This window comes from Leclercia adecarboxylata (genome assembly GCF_006171285.1).
In the GTDB taxonomy this organism is placed as follows: domain Bacteria; phylum Pseudomonadota; class Gammaproteobacteria; order Enterobacterales; family Enterobacteriaceae; genus Enterobacter; species Enterobacter barmai.
In genome coordinates, this window is sequence record NZ_CP040895.1 from 22,445 (window position 1) to 41,105 (window position 18,661).

Annotated in this window: 19 protein-coding genes; 8 read left to right on the forward strand and 11 right to left on the reverse strand. The window is 52.9% G+C overall.

Annotated elements, in window-relative coordinates:
* Positions 1-11: 11 nt before the first annotated feature.
* Both FHN83_RS27590 and FHN83_RS27595 read left to right on the forward strand, forming a co-directional pair.
* Positions 12-197 carry a general stress protein gene (locus tag FHN83_RS27590; RefSeq protein WP_103793602.1) on the forward strand — a complete coding sequence of 62 codons (186 nt, stop codon included), beginning with the start codon at positions 12-14 and terminating at the stop codon, positions 195-197.
* A gap of 1,479 nt (positions 198-1,676) precedes the next feature.
* Positions 1,677-1,913 carry a glycogen synthase gene (locus FHN83_RS27595; protein ID WP_139565673.1) on the forward strand — a complete coding sequence of 79 codons (237 nt, stop codon included), beginning with the start codon at positions 1,677-1,679 and terminating at the stop codon, positions 1,911-1,913.
* Here FHN83_RS27595 and FHN83_RS27600 read toward each other — a convergent pair.
* Complete coding sequence (locus FHN83_RS27600; protein WP_001067855.1) at positions 1,859-2,563, reverse strand: IS6-like element IS26 family transposase; 705 nt, start codon at positions 2,561-2,563, stop codon at positions 1,859-1,861. The two genes, FHN83_RS27595 and FHN83_RS27600, sit on opposite strands and share 55 nt — an antisense overlap.
* A 96-nt stretch (positions 2,564-2,659) precedes the next feature.
* On the opposite strand from FHN83_RS27600, the gene FHN83_RS27610 reads away from it, so the two are divergent.
* Entirely contained in the window at positions 2,660-3,265 is a 606-nt protein-coding gene (locus FHN83_RS27610; protein WP_032650439.1) for a hypothetical protein, read from the forward strand.
* 44 nt (positions 3,266-3,309) lie between these two features.
* Here the strand turns inward: FHN83_RS27610 and FHN83_RS27615 are convergent, their stop codons facing one another.
* The 4 genes from FHN83_RS27615 to FHN83_RS27635 form a co-directional block, all read right to left on the reverse strand.
* Positions 3,310-3,927: a DUF2913 family protein gene (locus tag FHN83_RS27615; protein WP_032650436.1), complete on the reverse strand. Its 618-nt coding sequence runs from the start codon at positions 3,925-3,927 to the stop codon at positions 3,310-3,312.
* Entirely contained in the window at positions 3,924-4,367 is a 444-nt protein-coding gene (locus FHN83_RS27620; RefSeq protein ID WP_157843898.1) for a ProQ/FINO family protein, read from the reverse strand. Before FHN83_RS27620 ends, FHN83_RS27615 begins: the two co-directional genes overlap by 4 nt.
* A 1,165-nt stretch (positions 4,368-5,532) precedes the next feature.
* The gene (gene repA, locus FHN83_RS27630) at positions 5,533-6,396 is read right to left on the reverse strand and encodes an incFII family plasmid replication initiator RepA (RefSeq protein ID WP_139565674.1); all 864 of its coding nucleotides are present in this window, start codon (positions 6,394-6,396) and stop codon (positions 5,533-5,535) included.
* A gap of 293 nt (positions 6,397-6,689) precedes the next feature.
* Positions 6,690-6,890 carry a hypothetical protein gene (locus tag FHN83_RS27635; protein ID WP_139565675.1) on the reverse strand — a complete coding sequence of 67 codons (201 nt, stop codon included), beginning with the start codon at positions 6,888-6,890 and terminating at the stop codon, positions 6,690-6,692.
* A 663-nt stretch (positions 6,891-7,553) separates the two neighbouring features.
* Here FHN83_RS27635 and FHN83_RS27640 point away from each other — a divergent pair.
* The 4 genes from FHN83_RS27640 to FHN83_RS27660 all read left to right on the forward strand — a co-directional run bounded on the left by FHN83_RS27640 (position 7,554) and on the right by FHN83_RS27660 (position 10,122).
* Positions 7,554-7,826, forward strand: coding sequence for a sigma factor-like helix-turn-helix DNA-binding protein (locus tag FHN83_RS27640; RefSeq protein ID WP_139565676.1), 273 nt, complete (start codon positions 7,554-7,556; stop codon positions 7,824-7,826).
* A gap of 36 nt (positions 7,827-7,862) precedes the next feature.
* Complete coding sequence (locus FHN83_RS27645) at positions 7,863-8,567, forward strand: IS6-like element IS26 family transposase (protein WP_001067855.1); 705 nt, start codon at positions 7,863-7,865, stop codon at positions 8,565-8,567.
* 192 nt (positions 8,568-8,759) lie between these two features.
* Positions 8,760-9,074 (forward strand): TrfB-related DNA-binding protein, encoded by a 315-nt coding sequence (locus FHN83_RS27655; RefSeq protein WP_159439626.1) that lies wholly within the window; start codon positions 8,760-8,762, stop codon positions 9,072-9,074.
* Between the two features lie 52 nt (positions 9,075-9,126).
* The gene (locus FHN83_RS27660) at positions 9,127-10,122 is read left to right on the forward strand and encodes an IS630 family transposase (protein WP_407214780.1); all 996 of its coding nucleotides are present in this window, start codon (positions 9,127-9,129) and stop codon (positions 10,120-10,122) included.
* Positions 10,123-10,441: 319 nt separating this feature from the next.
* Here FHN83_RS27660 and FHN83_RS27665 read toward each other — a convergent pair whose 3' ends face one another.
* Both FHN83_RS27665 and FHN83_RS27670 read right to left on the reverse strand, forming a co-directional pair.
* A complete protein-coding gene (locus tag FHN83_RS27665; protein WP_139565677.1) occupies positions 10,442-11,710 on the reverse strand; it encodes a putative porin in 1,269 nt (422 codons plus the stop codon).
* A gap of 196 nt (positions 11,711-11,906) precedes the next feature.
* Entirely contained in the window at positions 11,907-12,266 is a 360-nt protein-coding gene (locus FHN83_RS27670) for a hypothetical protein (protein ID WP_197228372.1), read from the reverse strand.
* 112 nt (positions 12,267-12,378) lie between these two features.
* Here FHN83_RS27670 and FHN83_RS27675 point away from each other — a divergent pair, with 112 nt between their 5' ends.
* A complete protein-coding gene (locus FHN83_RS27675) occupies positions 12,379-13,296 on the forward strand; it encodes an IS5-like element ISEc35 family transposase (protein WP_072657383.1) in 918 nt (305 codons plus the stop codon).
* Between the two features lie 320 nt (positions 13,297-13,616).
* On the opposite strand, the gene FHN83_RS28785 is transcribed toward FHN83_RS27675, so the two are convergent.
* The 4 genes from FHN83_RS28785 to FHN83_RS27695 all read right to left on the reverse strand — a co-directional run bounded on the left by FHN83_RS28785 (position 13,617) and on the right by FHN83_RS27695 (position 18,655).
* A complete protein-coding gene (locus tag FHN83_RS28785) occupies positions 13,617-14,099 on the reverse strand; it encodes an MFS transporter (RefSeq protein ID WP_197228371.1) in 483 nt (160 codons plus the stop codon).
* A 68-nt stretch (positions 14,100-14,167) separates the two neighbouring features.
* Complete coding sequence (locus FHN83_RS27685) at positions 14,168-14,296, reverse strand: heavy-metal-associated domain-containing protein (RefSeq protein WP_197228370.1); 129 nt, start codon at positions 14,294-14,296, stop codon at positions 14,168-14,170.
* A gap of 309 nt (positions 14,297-14,605) precedes the next feature.
* Positions 14,606-15,610, reverse strand: coding sequence for an IS110-like element IS4321 family transposase (locus FHN83_RS27690; protein WP_000427623.1), 1,005 nt, complete (start codon positions 15,608-15,610; stop codon positions 14,606-14,608).
* 78 nt (positions 15,611-15,688) lie between these two features.
* The gene (locus tag FHN83_RS27695; RefSeq protein ID WP_003100881.1) at positions 15,689-18,655 is read right to left on the reverse strand and encodes a Tn3-like element ISPa38 family transposase; all 2,967 of its coding nucleotides are present in this window, start codon (positions 18,653-18,655) and stop codon (positions 15,689-15,691) included.
* Positions 18,656-18,661 lie beyond the last annotated feature (6 nt).

Genomic DNA, 18,661 nt, shown 5'->3' on the forward strand with positions numbered 1-18,661 from the left:
TGAGGTTTAATATGGCAGAGCATCGTGGTGGTTCCGGTAATTTCGCTGAAAACCCTGAAAAAGCTTCTGAAGCTGGACGTAAAGGCGGGCAGCATAGCGGAGGGAATTTTAAAAACGACCCGCAGCGCGCATCGGAAGCTGGCAAGAAAGGGGGACAAAACAGTCACGGCGGAGGCCGTAAATCTGACAACTCCTGATTTTATAGCCAGTTTATTAAACTGCTAGAAATCATACTGCGGGCCTGCTGGCTCGCAGTTGCTTTTTACCGGAATGAAGATATCAATGTAAAGCACCTGTGAATTATTCTTACCTCTCCTGACACGCCCCTGGAGAATCTAAAAGCTACTTAACCGTTTTCAACCAACGCAGCCGTCGTCTCCGGCTGACGATGATTCCGGATGTTGTCGTCGTTTACGCTGATGGATGTTACCCGGAAAAAACCGCTAGGTTCTGGCCCGGGATTATTCCTGGACCCGGGAATTTGCGCTTGTTATACATTGGGCTTCGGGGAATTGTGCCCTGTTCACAGGCCTGCCTGCAGCTGTGAGCGCCAAGCCAGTCCGGTCATTAACGCAAAGGAAAAATATTTTCCGGCAGTCAAACCTCTTATCGCCTTGTAAGCATATAAACGCATATTTGCCCTTTATTAGGTCGAACGCTCATTACCCTGACGGGTTCATTATTAGCGAACCTCTGTATCTGAACCATGACATATCACTTCTGCATTTAGTTCATCACCCGCAGACAAAAAGAGCGTGATAACCATTGGGGAAAAGCCGGTGCATAATTTATAGGGCAGACATCTGACCCCGGTATCGATTATGTTTCACTGCCGGAGTATTGTACAGGGTGCAGAAACACCATATATTGGCAGTGAGTAAAATATATCCTGTATATTATTGCAGCGCTTTTTCCTTAATCTGGATATCCAGGGTCTGATACCGCACAAAAAGCCTAAAGATAAGATGTATTTTATTTGCCATTTAACCCCTGACTGTTATGGTGTTTACGTTATCAACGCTCGAAGCACACAAACATAAGAACAGTTTTGACTCAAAGTTGCCCCGCAACTGGGGCTTTTTTTAAGTATTGATTATCAATGCCGAAACTGGCAGTTAATTCGGAACCGCAACTTTACTGCTGTAGACATCATCCTGCTGTGTCTGGCGCTGTTTATGTGTTATGAAACGTGCCGGTACTCATGCTTCAAAATCAACAAAAATATGTATATATATTTTTTTGGTAACAATGTTAATTATATGGAAAAGCAAAGAATCTGCAATCACCTCTCCATTAGCTATCAGTACTCACCATCATCTCCTTTTTATCTGGTTTATATTTATGAATGGCGGAGCGGGGAATATCTTTCTTCTGTTGCGTCTAACAGCAAGGAATCGTTGTTCAGACAAATTAAGGAGTATGCTCAACTGAATGAGCAGGAACAGGCCCATCTCCGTAGATTTATCCTCTGAATATTGTCTTTTTCACCACTTTCACAGATTCTTAAATCTGTCAGCATTTCGCATGCCACGATTGTTATGTGCCTGCCAGCCGGTCAGTTATCTCGTGACGATTTCAGACCTGCTTCCGTGAATGGAATGATCGCGCAGAAAATTTTTTGAGTCATACTTATAACAGTCACATTTTTCTTTTTTGGATTGTCCAACAGAGGAGGAATGTATGCAGTAAGTGAGAAGGGTGTTGTGTCTTCCCGGGATTTAGATTTTCTTGCCTGTAGCTTTGCCCGGATGCATTTGCATGGCCGACATCTTTGTACGGATGCAATAACCGGCAACATGGATGAAGGGCACTGTTGCAAAGTTAGCGATGAGGCAGCCTTTTGTCTTATTCAAAGGCCTTACATTTCAAAAACTCTGCTTACCAGGCGCATTTCGCCCAGGGGATCACCATAATAAAATGCTGAGGCCTGGCCTTTGCGTAGTGCACGCATCACCTCAATACCTTTGATGGTGGCGTAAGCCGTCTTCATGGATTTAAATCCCAGCGTGGCGCCGATTATCCGTTTCAGTTTGCCATGATCGCATTCAATCACGTTGTTCCGGTACTTAATCTGTCGGTGTTCAACGTCAGACGGGCACCGGCCTTCGCGTTTGAGCAGAGCAAGCGCGCGACCATAGGCGGGCGCTTTATCCGTGTTGATGAATCGCGGGATCTGCCACTTCTTCACGTTGTTGAGGATTTTACCCAGAAACCGGTATGCAGCTTTGCTGTTACGACGGGAGGAGAGATAAAAATCGACAGTGCGGCCCCGGCTGTCGACGGCCCGGTACAGATACGCCCAGCGGCCATTGACCTTCACGTAGGTTTCATCCATGTGCCACGGGCAAAGATCGGAAGGGTTACGCCAGTACCAGCGCAGCCGTTTTTCCATTTCAGGCGCATAACGCTGAACCCAGCGGTAAATCGTGGAGTGATCGACATTCACTCCGCGTTCAGCCAGCATCTCCTGCAGCTCACGGTAACTGATGCCGTATTTGCAGTACCAGCGTACGGCCCACAGAATGATGTCACGCTGAAAATGCCGGCCTTTGAATGGGTTCATGTGCAGCTCCATCAGCAAAAGGGGATGATAAGTTTATCACCACCGACTATTTGCAACAGTGCCTTCCACGCAAGCACATGCAGAACCGGAGCGGACATGACAGCCAAAAAAATGACACTAAGAGATGTTTTTGAACTGATTCAGGTATGCATTCAGCTCAAACCCCAGGTCACTGACACAGATATGCGGGGAATGGTTACGCACCTGTTTCCCCGCACACTCCACCCCTATACCCGGTTTACTGGAATGGTTTCCGAATCAGCTGCGCAAGCACTCGAAAATATGAAGGGGAGCTATCAGGGTCACCGCGTTATCCGGGAACACCCCCACAGGATTCAGGCACAGCTGACTCAGTTGGTTAAAAGGATGCGTGAAACCGGTGAGTGGAATTTTGAGTTATTTGAAGAGTCCATAAAAAATTGGTCAGCTATCAACATTACTACAACGAAAGAAAACAGCATGTTACGCAAGAAGGGGGCGACTTACGAAAGTTTGGGAATAACGCTGGTTCACTGGGATACACTCAGTCCGGATGTCCGGCATTTGATTAAAAAATCAATCCTGTGTAAAGGTATCGTCAACCGCCATGACTGGTCAATGGACATGTCGATCGTACCGGTAGTTAATGACGAAAAAGAGGAAAGCCTGCTTACCGACTCAGTCGGCATAGAAATTCACGAGAATGAACAATGTCAGAGCTGAAATATCCAACAGCGTTATCCTTCAGGCATCACCCGCCTCCAGCCTTATTCAAACGTGCAGCGCGTTTCGGCACGGAAATGAAAAAGGAAGTCAGTCCCTGCGGTCTCTGTGGGTACCACTTTCCAGCCAAAGCGTAACAGCAGAGTTGAAAGACCGGCGATATTACCGGTGATTCTGGCCAGAAGCTCACCTTCCTGTCTGCCGTCTTCATCAAACGCTGCATCGAGAGAAGATTTAGACAGATAAAGGCAGTTTATAACGTGATTCAGCGGCAAGGCACGGCGGCCACTCCATTCGCGCTCGCTGAGCAGCCGGTATGTCCATTGCATGCTCTTTGCGGTCTCAATGGCGTAGGTCAGCCGGAACAGATCGCTCTGCGCTGAAATTTCCCCCGTACAGGCGTGCCAGAGGTATTCCAGTTTACTGGCAAGCTTCGCCCTGACACCGTAGAGGCGCCCCTGTTTCAGCAGCCACTCTATATCCGGCGCCACTTCACGCGAGAAACGTTTTTGCTTCATCGCAGTGGCAAGCCAGCGTGTCAGGAACAGGTTTTCCTGTGACTCACCTTTAACCACGCCGTCCATACGAGCGAGATGGAGGGCAACCAGGGCACACCAGGCCATGTTGCCGGCCAGGGTCGTCAGTGAGGTGGGTTCTGTCATGGTGAACCTGTCCTTTCAGAAATCCTCTGATCAGCAGCTTTCCTGGCGGCGCGCGCTTTTATACGCTGATGCGTTTCCTTGATACGCAGAAGAGAGTATTTCTCGTCCTCTGCCGTCACTTGCTGGACGGGGTGGCCGTCCAGGTTATAGCGGTAGGAACCTGCTTTAACCTGCTCCAGGTAACTCAGACTTCCCGTGACATAAAACATAACCCTGGCAATATCCTGATGGGTCAGGTCAGGATCGGGATTCGCCTTCAGCTGGTCATGCATCTCCTGACCCACGCCAAGAGCTACTGGACGGAACTTCCGTTTTTTCCATTCTGGCCACAGCCCGGGCCAGCGGGAACACACTTTTTTCAGCATCTGGCTGAGCTCGTGTTTTTTTCGCTCTTTCTTTGTCATCTTTTCAGGTGAGGATGGTTGCCCGGGAATACTCATGAAGGACCTCATCTTAAAGGTATCTGTATCTGTTTAATTATAGCGCGCTTATGTTTTTAACTGAATGTTAAATAAGGTTTTTTATATTAATAATATGACCCAGAAGGCCCGATTCAGCGGACATTCTTTATGTGCCGCCAGGCACATGACGGTGACGGCAGAAAGAGTGTTGGAATAATCACCGGGGGTTATTCCGTCGGATCGCCCGGTGTAACCGGTAATAAGATTTGATGTCTGGGGTGAGAATGCCGAGCAGCGCGCAGGCATTCAATAAATGCGCCGAAGGCGCATGAAGGCGCCCTCTGTCGCTGAATATTGCTCTCGTGTAAATGGCGCCGTAGCCCGGCGCAGCCGGTTACAGTTTTGATAGATTCCACCAATCCATCCCTTCGCCCTGCTAAGCCATAACCCGCTGACAGGTGGCAGAGGAAATGATGTGCGCCGTCGGAGTGGTCACGACAAGGCGTAGCCGCTGTCGGGGCGTATCTCCGCGTTAGCGGGCCGTCAGGACCGCTTACGGGCGTGTTACACAGGACCTGCCGCAGTATGAATTAAAGCGACTTGGAACCTAGTTACAACATCCATCATTAAAAGCGATGTCTTCCGGCCCGTTGGGCCGGGTGGCGGCGCTTTTCAGTGGTGGGTCCTGTGGTTAAGGCTACAGATATGCTGGTTCCGGTTCTGACTTCAAAGGATGTTGTGACGTTCTGCACCCTGCCCGCCAGGATGGCGGGTGCTACCTGGAGTCGCGAAGCGACGTTATCGAACCGGCGCGGACGTAGTCCGCTGCAAGGGCGATCGTTAACTGAGACTGTCCACAGGACAGACGGCGAATAGGTTATTTATTTAAATGATAGAAACTTAAGTCTTTTAAAAGAACTAGAGAGCTGGGGTTTAAATGATATTACGCACCTTGAAACCTTTACGAGTAGCGCCCTGTAGCCTTATCGGTTTTAGCCTTACGTAAAGTTCCCTTGCAGTTAAATGTGTATAACCAGTATGAGCAGCACAGGCGTACGAAAAACCACAGATCTGGGGAAGATTTGTAGTGTCAAAGGGTGAACGGCATCAGATAAAACAGACAAAGGTGGTTACTTAACAAACAGGAGGGAGCTTCTGACGTGCGAAATCCTCCGGCTCAGCCGGATGAATTAAAAGCACAGGATCAGGTTGTAACTGGAGACAGCCGGGTATAGTTGTTATTGCGGGATAAGAGCATTCGCTCCTTCACCCTTCGTGCTACTTCACGTTTAACGGCTTCGTGATCCCCGAAGAACCGTTTCCGGGCAATATCACGGGTCAGCTGCTGCCTGACCAGCGCTTCAACATCTTTACGTTGGCGATCGGCATCACGACGTGCTGTAGCGCGTTTCTGCCCGTGCGCTTTACGCTCTATCTGGTAACTACGGAAACGCTCACGAACAAACCGCCAGGCTTTTGCTATCAATTCATCCATTTCAAGCGGCTCTAACCGCTGTTTCTTCCGCTTTTGATTTTCCCATTCCACGCGGCTGCGGCGTGCAGCTGCCACAGCAACGTCAGAGATATCCAGGGCAGAAAACATCACCGGTGTAAAAGTGATATCAGTCGGAATATAGCACCCTATCTGCGGATCATATTCAGTCTGGTATGTAATTTGGCCCAGCTCGGCCATGAACTGAAGAGCGCGGGTAGCACGGGTGATGGATAAATTGCCATTTTTGGATTCGGTGGCCAGACCGGACTCGATAGCCAGAGTCGTAATAGAGCACTGAACCCGGTTGGCCAGGGGATCGTAATGGAAACACAATGCCTGTAAAAGCGCATCAATCGCACGCCGGCGCAGCAGTGGAGGCATGCGTTTACGCACACCTAACGCCCGCATGTATGCGACGTGGATTGCAAAATCGAAACGGGACGTAAAGCCTTCAGCTTTAGCCATTAGTTTTCGACAGAATGGCAATGTTTTCTTGCCTTCTGAGGGGGTGAATACCGGTGTAGGGTTTTTAACCTGTCGGTATTGGGTTAAAGGTGTTTGAACCTCAGCCACGCCTTCCTGCGCTTATGTTGCACAGAAGGAGCAGGCACGGAAAGACTTGTCTTTTTTCGCGCACGAGTTATACTCCCCAACAGATACAACATTATCTGTTGGATTCTAGGAACCCCGGATATCTTTCTCGTCCCGCCAAAGATGAAGAAGATTTCGGGGTTTTTGTCATTTTAAGGTCCACTGGAACCTAAATAATGTCGCCTTATGGCGCGACTACCTAAGAATTCATTGAATTGTATTGAACTTTACCACCTGATTTAGAAGGGATCAATTTGAAGCCCTGACGCAGTTACTCAGGCTGATTTGCCTGATTCAAATTGCTCAAAAGCAAATTGCATACGTTCAAAGAGCTCAGATGGCACGCAGTAAAAAGCTGGTTCATTGTAGCTAAGAACAGCAACAGGCTCTCCCTTTCCAGATGCAACAGCTTCAACAGGATTTCTCTTAAGCTCTGTCAAACCTAAAACTCTTCTGCAATGTATAAGATGAGTCATGTTTCTCTCCTAACTACTGAATAACAACTCGATTAAGATGTTAGCACAACTGTAGACCGATTAAAGGTATTTTATGTGTTTTAGCGTGCATGATCTTAGAGTGATCAATGCACTACTTTCTCCTAAAAACATGGCGATTCATAACAACTGCGGTGATTGACTAACAAGATATACAGAAGTACCCTACTTTGGCAGCAGCTAGTTCCGCTGCCGGGCGTAGGAACCCGCTTATATCTCTGTGAGAATGTTTTTGACCTTTTCACAACCAAAGCCAAGCTTCCAGAAATGGATCTCGCCAGTATTTCTATGGTAGCTCAGGCGGGGCAGCTCTCGGGCTGGTCGGTAAAGAGATAACCGGCATTCCTACCCCCGTCTGGGCTATCGCCATAATGAGTGTAGGAACTCAGGCGTATGCGATCCTCTGCCTTATCTCTGGAACTAAACATATGACCACTACGTTAAACCTGCCTAAAGCACCCTCTTTAAAGCTCACTCCCTGCATGGGCATCAGCAGTAAATCCTCAACGGATGTTTGCTCTCATCGTTCCGGCTTTGAAAAGCTATTTCAATTCATGTACCTACCGATTCTATCCCTGCAATCCTGAACAAGTGCAACTCGATTTTGCATCATTTTTTAGTTTTGATTAGCAATAGGATATCTACATGAAACAGAGAGAAACATTCGAATCACTTGAAATTCTTTTTCCTGAACTCTCACCTAAGCAGCTCGAAATTAGTACGCTCTACGCTCTCGGTACACCACATGAAACCATTGCTAAGACATGCAACGTATCAACCGAAACTGTTCGTACTTATTTGAAGCGCAGTATCAAGGCTCTTAAATTGGAAGGGCATGACGGACTACGCACAACAATTTTACTTAGGTCGTTCATTCACGCGATTAATAAGGGCACTGTTGCAAATAGTCGGTGGTGATAAACTTATCATCCCCTTTTGCTGATGGAGCTGCACATGAACCCATTCAAAGGCCGGCATTTTCAGCGTGACATCATTCTGTGGGCCGTACGCTGGTACTGCAAATACGGCATCAGTTACCGTGAGCTGCAGGAGATGCTGGCTGAACGCGGAGTGAATGTCGATCACTCCACGATTTACCGCTGGGTTCAGCGTTATGCGCCTGAAATGGAAAAACGGCTGCGCTGGTACTGGCGTAACCCTTCCGATCTTTGCCCGTGGCACATGGATGAAACCTACGTGAAGGTCAATGGCCGCTGGGCGTATCTGTACCGGGCCGTCGACAGCCGGGGCCGCACTGTCGATTTTTATCTCTCCTCCCGTCGTAACAGCAAAGCTGCATACCGGTTTCTGGGTAAAATCCTCAACAACGTGAAGAAGTGGCAGATCCCGCGATTCATCAACACGGATAAAGCGCCCGCCTATGGTCGCGCGCTTGCTCTGCTCAAACGCGAAGGCCGGTGCCCGTCTGACGTTGAACACCGACAGATTAAGTACCGGAACAACGTGATTGAATGCGATCATGGCAAACTGAAACGGATAATCGGCGCCACGCTGGGATTTAAATCCATGAAGACGGCTTACGCCACCATCAAAGGTATTGAGGTGATGCGTGCACTACGCAAAGGCCAGGCCTCAGCATTTTATTATGGTGATCCCCTGGGCGAAATGCGCCTGGTAAGCAGAGTTTTTGAAATGTAAGGCCTTTGAATAAGACAAAAGGCTGCCTCATCGCTAACTTTGCAACAGTGCCGCTCGGTACATAAGGCGAAGCTGAGCGTGATAAAAAATAAATTAATGGATTAACCGCTCAGGCCACTAGCGAATTACCTACTACAAAAATGATCACTGCGCTAAGCTGTGTCCTTTGACCCATAAAAAATGGACATCCTAATGGCAAGATTCAACGGCGTCATGAAGAACGGTAAGGACGTTCCAATGGATGCGGACGACTTTGATATGCTGATTCAGAAGGTAGATCGACTAACACTCAAATCACTCTATGCCGTCAGACTTGTTTTAGTTGAAAAAATGAATCGTGAGGACGCCAGTGATAAGACTGGGCTTTCCATGAAGGGGATGCAACTAGCTCTTAGTAAAGTAGCAAGAGTCCGAATGGGAGTGCGTGACGACTGGATAGAAGTTAATACCTGGGCTCCCCCTGAAATGGCTGCCGAGTTCATGCGAAAGCTTCAAGAGATAGAGTGATCTAGTGTGCTGTTCTCGAATTAACATTTCTCCAATCTTGGTTACACTTGTTGTGTCATCCAACGTTCGGAGAAGCTCAGGTGAACGCCCCAAAATCACCCTCAGTCCAGAAGAGCACGCCGAGCCGAGCCGGTGCGTACGTTCGGCCACCATCAGCCAGCGCGACGGTCGTCGGGCACGAGTAATTCTGTTGGCAGCTCAAGGTTGCACGAGAGTAGAGATTGCCCGGCTCACCGGGTTCTCACTCCTCGTAATCACTTGCTGGTGTCAGCGGTTCGGTTTGCTCGATAAACCAGGTCGAGGTCGTAAACCTTTTCTGCCCCTTGAAACTGTGCACCGTGTTCTTGAGCAATTCTTTCAACCGCGCATCGGTGAACCTCGATGGAGCTGCCGAAGCATGGCACGAGCGGCTGGAATTTCGGCTACCCGCGTGCACAAACTCTGGGCGGCCAATGACTTGAAATCGCACCTGACTCGCACCTTCAAATTGTCCAATGACCCGAATTTTGAAGAGAAATTCTGGGACGTTATCGGACTCTACCTGGACCCGCCGGACAAGGCGCTGGTGCTCTGCTTTGATGAAAAAAGCCAGATGCAAGCACTTGAACGCACCCAGCCTGGGTTGCCTTTGGGCATCGGCCATATCCGCACGCAGTCGCACGATTATGTACGCCACGGCACCGTCAGGTTGTTCACCGCGCTGGACTATCTTCAGGGACGCTTGATCAGCAGTATTGAATATCAGCACCGGCATCAGGAGTGGTTGGAACTTCTCAAGAAAATCAATCGAGAAACACCCAAGCACCTTCAGTTGCACTTGATCGTTGACAACTACGTCACTCACAAGCATCCAAAAGTGAAGGCGTGGCTGGAAAAACATAAACGCTTCCATGCATTTCACTCCGACCTCCAGCTCATGGTTGAACGCTTTTTTCGGGGCATCACGGTGTATTTACGTGAGGGCAGTTTCAGTTCAGTGCGCGAGCTGGAAAGCTCGATTACCACTTTCCTGGCCCTGCGTATTGCGCAACCAACTCGGTATGCCTGAAACGCCAAAGGCGAAGATATCTTGAAAAAATTCAGCGCCCCCGCGAAGCAATGGCCTCACAAGCTAATGGGTAAATTATTTCGCACACAAAATTCGGTACACCCCCTCAAAAAGCGACGGAGATCACCCGCTCGCGAAAATGAATCGCGCACTCACACTTGTTGCCGGGGGACGACCAGTGAAGCTGGTCAGTAAATGTCTCAGTATGGCGCGCTCGCAATTGATTGATGTGATGAGGATCTACACGCCAATACTCGCCGATATATAGCGGAAAACGCTGAATGACTTCAGCGTTCCGATCACGACGCAAGGGCAGACCTTAGAATTTCGCTTCCACATCCAACTGCAGGGTGTTGGTATCGGCGTTCTGCTGAGAGCGGCTGGAGTAATCTGCATCAGCCAAGAAGTATGTAGCACCGATCCCAAAGTTCTTGTCGATGTCGTAACCCACCTTGAATTTGTGTCCACGCGAGCCGGTAGTACCGTAGGCAAAATCGGAATCAGTGAAGGCGCCGACCACAGCGTTGCGCTGAACATCGCGGTAGTTGTAATCGAGGTTGAAGTCATACACCCGAGTCTTGAGGCCCGTCAACCAAGCGGTGTCCTGGTTGCTGTCGGTCTCGTTGTTGACCACATATTGCCCATAGAGGGAGAGTGGGATTGGCAAGCCGCTGATGTCGATTTGGCCAAAGGCTTCGTACAGGCGAAACTTGTTAGTGGAGTTGCCATTGACAGCCAGCGCACACGGCGTGCTGGTGCTGGTGCAGCGGCTGTCCTTGTCGTTGTCATAGCTATAGACGCTACCGCCCAAGGTGACCTTGAGGTTGTCGGACGGAGCGAAGCGGGCACCGAGCTGGCCGGCGTACAAGCGCAGATCGTGGCGAAATTGCACACCCTCGCCATCTACGCTGTCCTTGAGCGTGTAGTAACCAGCGCTGCCGAATAGCTCTGCGTCACCGAGCGGGTATTTGTAGGTGGCAGCTAAACCTTCAGGATTAATGTCACCGTCCCAGATCACATCTCCCATGCTCACCCATGGCTGCGCCATCTTGCCGCCGATAATATGAAGGTTCTTCACGGCTGTAGGGTGGAAATCGATGTAGGCCTGGTCCAACCACAGTTGTTTCTTGTCGAAGTAGTTGTCCAGGTCCTGGTTGGTGGAGCGGGCATCGTCACCACCTCCTGTAGCGATGCGGATACCGGCGTCAACTTGTGGGTTGACTTCGCTATAGGCACCGAGACGAGCACGGATACGCTGGCGATCCTTGTCGCGACCACCGTCAATCTTGATTGTCTCTTGACGCACGCGCACGTCGCCTTTGATTTGGGTCTTGGCAGCCCAGGCCAACTTCTGTTCAAACGCCGTCAAGTCTTCCTTCTTGATTTGTTGACCGGCCAATTGTTGGTTGGCTTGCATGTCACGATTCAACTCGGTCTTCAACTCAGAATACTGCTCTGGCGTAATGGAGCCATTGGCTTTGAGCATTTCGAGCAGTTTCGCATCGACTGCGGCACCGGCCGGAACACTCATGGCCAACACCAAGCCACCACACAAGCCCGCTGCAATTCGTGTAGAAACAAAACGCATATTGATCTCCAAAATAAGATGAGATGGCGCAGGCCACCTCAAGAAAAAGCCAGCCTTAAAGACGCGTAAAAAAGGACTAGTTATCCCGCGCTCTAAAAACTGGCGCCATTTTTACCGGAGACCATTACAGAAAAGTGGCAATGTGATGGCAGTTCGATGACAGCGCCGTTTGATCGAAAAGGCTGCGTTAGAGCGGTTAGTGCCACGAGGAAATGAAGATTTCTTGTTGGTCCGCGATACTCACTTGAATGTCAGGCCCCGCGCGTTCAGCGTAGTACCAGCCCTGCGCGCTTCCAGGCTTGGCCGAGATCCAGTAAGTGAGGATCGGCGACAGGATGCCGGCGCTGGCAGCGACCGCACCGATCACGACCAGCATCAACATAAAATCAGATGCCCAAGGTACAAGGAACAACCCAGCAGCCAGCACGGAGAATGCGGGTGCGATGAGCCATCGGGTCGTGTCCGGCTTAAACCAAGGTGAGAATACGATTGCTTGCATCCCAAACATGACCAGGCTGCACTCGGTGAACATCAGCGCAATCTGATATGGACTCAAACCTAGTTCCTGTTTCCCACGCAGGGCGAGCCCGAGGCGTTGTTGCTCAAATCAGGGAACTATCCCGCAGTTTGGTGATCTGATCTCTTAGGTTCACCACCGGGAGCGCCAGATGGGCAAGTCCAAGCACAAGATCAGCAACTGGAAACAGTACAACCAAGCCTTGGTGCAACGTGGTTCGTTGACCGTCTGGATGGATGAGCAAGCCATCCAGCAGTGGCATTGCCAGACCCATCATGGCCGCCGAGGGCGAGGCTTCCATTACAGCGACTCCGCCATTGAAACCGCGCTGATGCTCAAGGCGGTATTCAAGCTACCGCTGCGTGCCTTGGAAGGCTTCATCAACTCGCTGTTCCAGCTGATGAATGTGCCCTTACAGTCGCCGGACTACAGCTGTATCAGCAAGCGCGCCAAGACGGTCGAAATCAAGTACCGCCTACCGAGCCATGGCCCAGTAGCTCACCTGGTCATCGATGCCACCGGACTCAAGGTCTATGGCGAGGGCGAATGGAAAATTCGCAAGCACGGCAAGGAGAAACGCCGCGTCTGGCGCAAGCTTCACCTGGCCGTAGATGCGGCGACCCATGCCATCGTCGCAGCCGAAGTCAGCCTGGAAACGGTGGGCGATAACGAGGTGCTGCCCACGCTGCTCAACCCCTTGCGCCGCAAGATAGAACAAGTCAGCGCCGATGGTGCCTATGACACCAAAGCCTGTTATGCCCTACTACAAAAGAAGGGCGCCAAGGCCACCATACCGCCGAGAAAAAATGCGGCATTCTGGAAGACAGGCCATCCACGCAACGAGGCGGTTGCCGCGCTCAAGGCAGGAGAGCTGGAGCAATGGAAAAAGGACTCTGGCTATCATCAGCGCTCGATAGCTGAGACCGCCATGTATCGCTTCAAGCAGCTCATCGGTCCGAAACTGAGTCTGCGGAGCTACAACGCCCAGGTGGGTGAGATCCTGGCTGGGGTAAAAGTCATGAACAAGGTCATAGGGCTTGGTATGCCCATTCGGCAGGCCGTCAACTAAGCCCGCCCGGCGGGTTGGGGAGCGAGTATCCGACTTTGGATTTGATCAACAAGGCCCGAGCCCGACCTCGAAGGTCCCGACGCCCACCGAAACGATGAAAGTGAGGATGAGTAGTTTTGGCACGAGCCATGCTTTTTGATCGGCCAAGGCATTAGATATCTTCTTTGTCCGACCAAGGCCTTCAATACTTGGTACTGAAAACGCAACTCCACCGGCCACTAAAAAGGCGAACAGTCCCGTCACCGCGAGCGGAACCGCGACGGATCCTGCCGGCAAAGCGCGTTACGAACACGCTCAGCATCGGTCCAAGCAGGAAGCCGCTAATCCCTGTCATGCTGACGAACGCAAGCCGACGGGCCCGTCCCTGCTCGGTCGTCGCGACGTTGCCGAATACAGCCGCTGCAACAGGCGTCACCGCTGCAGCAAACATGCCGCTTATGAAGCGCTCGGCGTAAACAGCGATGAGACTCAACAAAAGAGAAAACCAGCATGGTTACGCCAAAGCCGAGAAGTCCTACAAGTAGTACACCTCGCGGGCCGCGCTGATCGGAAAGTCGGCCCCACATGGGTGCAAATAAAAAAAGTGAGAGAGTGTAGACAGCAGTCAGTAACCCAGTGTGCTGGGAAACTAGCGCAGCATCACTTTCAGCTCCCAAGAGTCGCTCAATTAGGTAGGGTAAAAGCGGAAGCACGATGCCAAAACCAACCGACACAGTGAACACGCCGAGCATAAGCGCGGCCGTAGTCGCTACGGGCAAACCTGCTGAGCGCGCGCTGGTGACCTTCATGTAGCCGCAGGCCATCGAGTCATGCCTGCGGTCCAACTTCTGAGCATCATAGGGACGAGTTAACCGCAGCAACCACCCTTGGATTAATGATTGGGCGTGGCCTTGGCCGCACTCACTCCATAGCCCGCGCCTTTCACGGCCGATTTCAGTTGATCGGGCGAGGTGAGTTGCTCGTCATAACGCACGGCAGCCTCGCCGGTCGAGAGCGACACTACTACGTCATCGACTCCGGGAATTGCTTTCAGGGGTCGTCTCAGAAAACGGAATCTATGGTCACTCCCGTTTTTGCAACACCGATTTTGACGACAAGTTGGCTTGCTTGAATCTATCCGGCGTCTGAATGGGATTTTATTCCCGCGCCTTGATGAGTTCCGCGCCTGATGAACCTCCAGAAAATATACGGCTTCAATGAGCCTTTCCGTTTTACAGGTTCCTCAACAGGCCGGTGGGCCGTTAGTATCATCAATATCAGTATTCGCAAAACCAGATCAGTAATTCTTTAAACCGGTGTATTTCTGCCGTTATGCTACATAAGTTTGCTGTCGTGCCGTTAGGGCCCAGGCTATTCTGGCCAGCTTGTTTGCCAGAGCACAAGTGACGACAAAGTTGCTTTTCCGGCACAGTAAATCCCTGACCCAATCGGCCAATTTGCCAGACTGGTGTTCCAGTTTTTGTATGAATACCCTGGCACATTGAACCAACAAAGTTCGGATCTTTTTATTACCTCGCTTACTAATTCCCAGCAATGTCGTCCTACCTCCCGTGCTGTACTGCCGAGGTACAAGCCCTGTTGCCGCCGCAAAGTCACGGCTGCTGGCGTACTGCTTCCCGTCGCCAATCTCAGTTGAAATAGTACTCGCTGTCAGTGTTCCGACGCAGGGAATGCTCAGCAAGCGCTGTCCAACCTCATCTTCGTCCAACTTTCGTTTCAACTGGGATTCCAAATCTTTAATCTGCTCAACAAGATAGTGATAATGCTGTTGTAATTTCAGCAATAACTGGCTGAGGTAAAGAGGCAAACTATTATCCTCAAGAATGGTACTCAGTCGGCTAATAACGGCAGCTCCTCGGGGAACGCTAATGCCAAATTCCAGCAGAAAAGCATGCATTTGATTGGTTGTTTTTACCTTATCCTGAACCAGGGATTCACGGACACGATGCAGAGCCCGCATTGCCTGCTGAGATTCCGTTCTGGGCTGCACAAAACGCATAGACGGACGCGATGCAGCTTCACAAATAGCTTCGGCGTCGACAAAGTCGTTTTTATTGCTTTTAACGAACGGGCGGACAAATTGTGGTGATATCAGCTTTGGGGAATGCCCCAACTCTTCCAACTTGCGTGCCATAAAGTGAGAACCGCCACAGGCTTCCATTGCGATGGTTGTAGCGGGGCATGTCGCCAAAAATTCGATCAACTTTGGCCGGGTAAATTTTTTACGGTAAACAGCCTTCCCGCGACGATCCTGGCAATGAATATGGAAAGAGTTTTTACCCAGATCGATACCAATGAGCGCAATGTTTTCCATGATAGTTCTCCGAATGAAAGCCTGTCCTCAGCATAGTACCGGGAAGGAGGGAGTGACCATCTCATTAAATAAAGCACGCTAAGCCGGTTGCAGCGGCCGTAGCGGCCTGAACTTGCCCGCGCCGATCTTGGCGCTGCTGCGCCAGAGGTAATCGCCGGTCAGGTTGATGTGCTCCCAGCCGAGCGGCGACAGGTACTGCAACAGGCCGTCATCGACGGCTTGACCGTGGCCACGCAAGGCGTTCGCGGCCCGCTCCAGATAGACCGTGTTCCATAGCACGATGGCCGCCGTCACCAGGTTGAGGCCGCTGGCCCGGTAGCGCTGCTGCTCGAAGCTGCGGTCGCGGATTTCCCCCAGGCGGTTGAAGAACACGGCGCGGGCCAGCGCGTTGCGCGCCTCGCCTTTGTTCAGCCCGGCATGCACGCGGCGGCGCAGCTCGACGCTTTGCAGCCAGTCCAGGATGAACAGTGTGCGCTCGATGCGTCCCAGCTCACGCAGGGCGACGGCCAGGCCGTTCTGGCGCGGGTAGCTGCCAAGCTTCCTGAGCATCAGCGAGGCCGTCGCCGTGCCCTGCTTGATCGAGGTGGCCATCCGCAGGATTTCATCCCAATGGGCGCGGACGTGCTTGATGTTGAGCGTGCCGCCGATCATCGGTTTCAACGCCTCGTAGGTGGCATCGCCCTTCGGGATGTAGAGCTTGGTGTCGCCCAGGTCACGAATGCGCGGGGCGAAGCGGAAGCCCAGGAGGTGCATCAACGCGAAGACGTGGTCCGTGAACCCTGCCGTGTCGGTGTAGTGCTCCTCGATCCGCAGGTCGGATTCGTGATACAGCAGGCCGTCGAGCACGTAGGTCGAGTCGCGCACGCCGACGTTCACGACCTTGGTGTGGAACGGCGCGTACTGGTCGGAGATATGGGTGTAGAACGTCCGCCCTGGGCTGCTGCCGTATTTCGGATTGATGTGGCCGGTGCTCTCGGCCTTGCTGCCGGTGCGGAAGTTCTGGCCGTCCGACGATGACGTGGTGCCGTCGCCCCAATGCTCGGCGAAGGGATGTCGGAACTGCGCGTTGACCAGCTCGGCCAGTGCCGCCCCGTAGGTTTCGTCGCGGATGTGCCAGGCTTGCAGCCAGGCCAGCTTGGCGTAGGTCGTGCCGGGGCACGATTCCGCCATCTTGGTCAGGCCCAGGTTGATCGCGTCGGCGAGGATCGTGGTCAGCAACAGGTTTTTGTCCTTGGCCAGGTCGCCTGACTTCAGGTGGGCGAAGTGCCGGGTGAAGCCCGTCCATTCGTCTACCTCCAGCAGCAATTCGGTGATCTTGACGTGCGGTAGGATCATCGCCGTCTGGTCGATCAGGGCCTGTGCGGTATCGGGCACCGCCGCATCGAGCGGCGTGATCTTCAGGCCCGACTCCGTGATGATGGCGTCCGGCAGCTCGTTGGCCAGCGCCATGCGGTTGACGGTGGCGAGCTGCGTTTCCAGCAGCGTCAGCCGGTCATGCAGGTACTGGTCGCAATCGGTGGCCACGGCCAGCGGCAATTCGCTGGCCTGCTTGAGGCTGGCGAATTTCGCGGGCGGCACCAGGTAGTCCTCGAAGTCCTTGAACTGGCGCGAGCCTTGCACCCAGATGTCGCCGGAGCGCAGCGCGTTCTTCAGCTCCGACAGCGCGCACAGTTCGTAGTAGCGCCGGTCGATGCCGGTGTCGGTCATCACCAGCTTCTGCCAGCGCGGCTTGATGAACTCGGTCGGCGCGTCGGTGGGCACCTTGCGGGCGTTGTCGCTGTTCATGCTGCGCAGCACCTCGATGGCGTCGAGTACGTCCTTGGCGGCGGGCGCGGCCCGCAACTTGAGCACGTCGAGAAATTCCGGCGCGTAGCGGCGCAGCGTGGCGTAGCTCTCGCCGATGCGGTGCAGGAAATCGAAGTCCTCGGGTTGCGCGAGCCGCTGCGCTTCGGTGACGCTCTCGGCGAAAGCATCCCAGGACATGACGGCCTCGATGGCGGCGAACGGATCGCGGCCCGCTTGCTTGGCCTCGATCAGCGCCTGGCCGATGCGCCCGAACAGCCGCACCTTGGCATTGATCGCCTTGCCGGATGCCTGGAACTGCTGCTGATGCTTGTTCTTGGCGGCATTGAACAGCTTGCCCAGGATGCGGTCATGCAGGTCGATGATTTCGTCGGTGACGGTGGCCATGCCCTCGATGGCGAGCGCCACCAGGGTCGCGTAACGCCGCTGCGGCTCGAACTTCGCCAGGTCGGCGGGCGTCATCTGGCCGCCCTCGCGGGCGATCTTGAGCAGCCGGTTCTGGTGAACCAGCCGCTCGATGCCGGAGGGCAGGTCGAGCGCCTGCCACGCCTTGAGGCGTTCGATGTGTTCCAGCATGTGCCGCGAGTTCGGTTTGACCGGGGATTGCCGCAGCCAGGCCAGCCACGTCGTCTTGCCGTTGTCGCGGCGCTTGAGCAGATCGTCGAGGCGACGGCGATGCACGTCCGTCAGCGGCTCAGCCAAGGCGTCGTAGAGACGCCGGTTGGCGCGGGTAATCGCTTCGGCGCTCGCCCGCTCGACGGCGTTGAGGGCGGGCACAATGACCGACTGCCGCCGCAGGTGCTCGATCAAGGCTCTGGCCAGCACGATGCCCTTGTCGGTTTGCATGGCCAGCTCGGTCAGCAACTGGACAGCCTGCCGGTAGTGGCCAATCGTGAACGGCTGGAAGCCGAACACCGTTTGCAGCTCGACCAGGTGCTCGCGTCGGGTCTGCTCACGCTGCCCGTACTCGTCCCAGCTTTCGATGCCGACCTTGAGCTGGTTGGCGACCAGTCTCAGCAATGGCGGGAACGGTGGCTCATCAGCGCCAAGGATGACGCCGGGAAAGCGCAGGTAGCAGAGCTGCACCGCGAAGCCCAGCCGATTGGCCGGGCCGCGCCGCTGCCGGATGATGGAGAGGTCGCTTTCGCTGAACGTGTAGTGACGGATCAACTCATCCTTGGTGTCCGGCAACGCCAGCAGGCTTTCGCGCTCGGCGGCGGAGAGGATCGAACGGCGGGGCATGCGGTT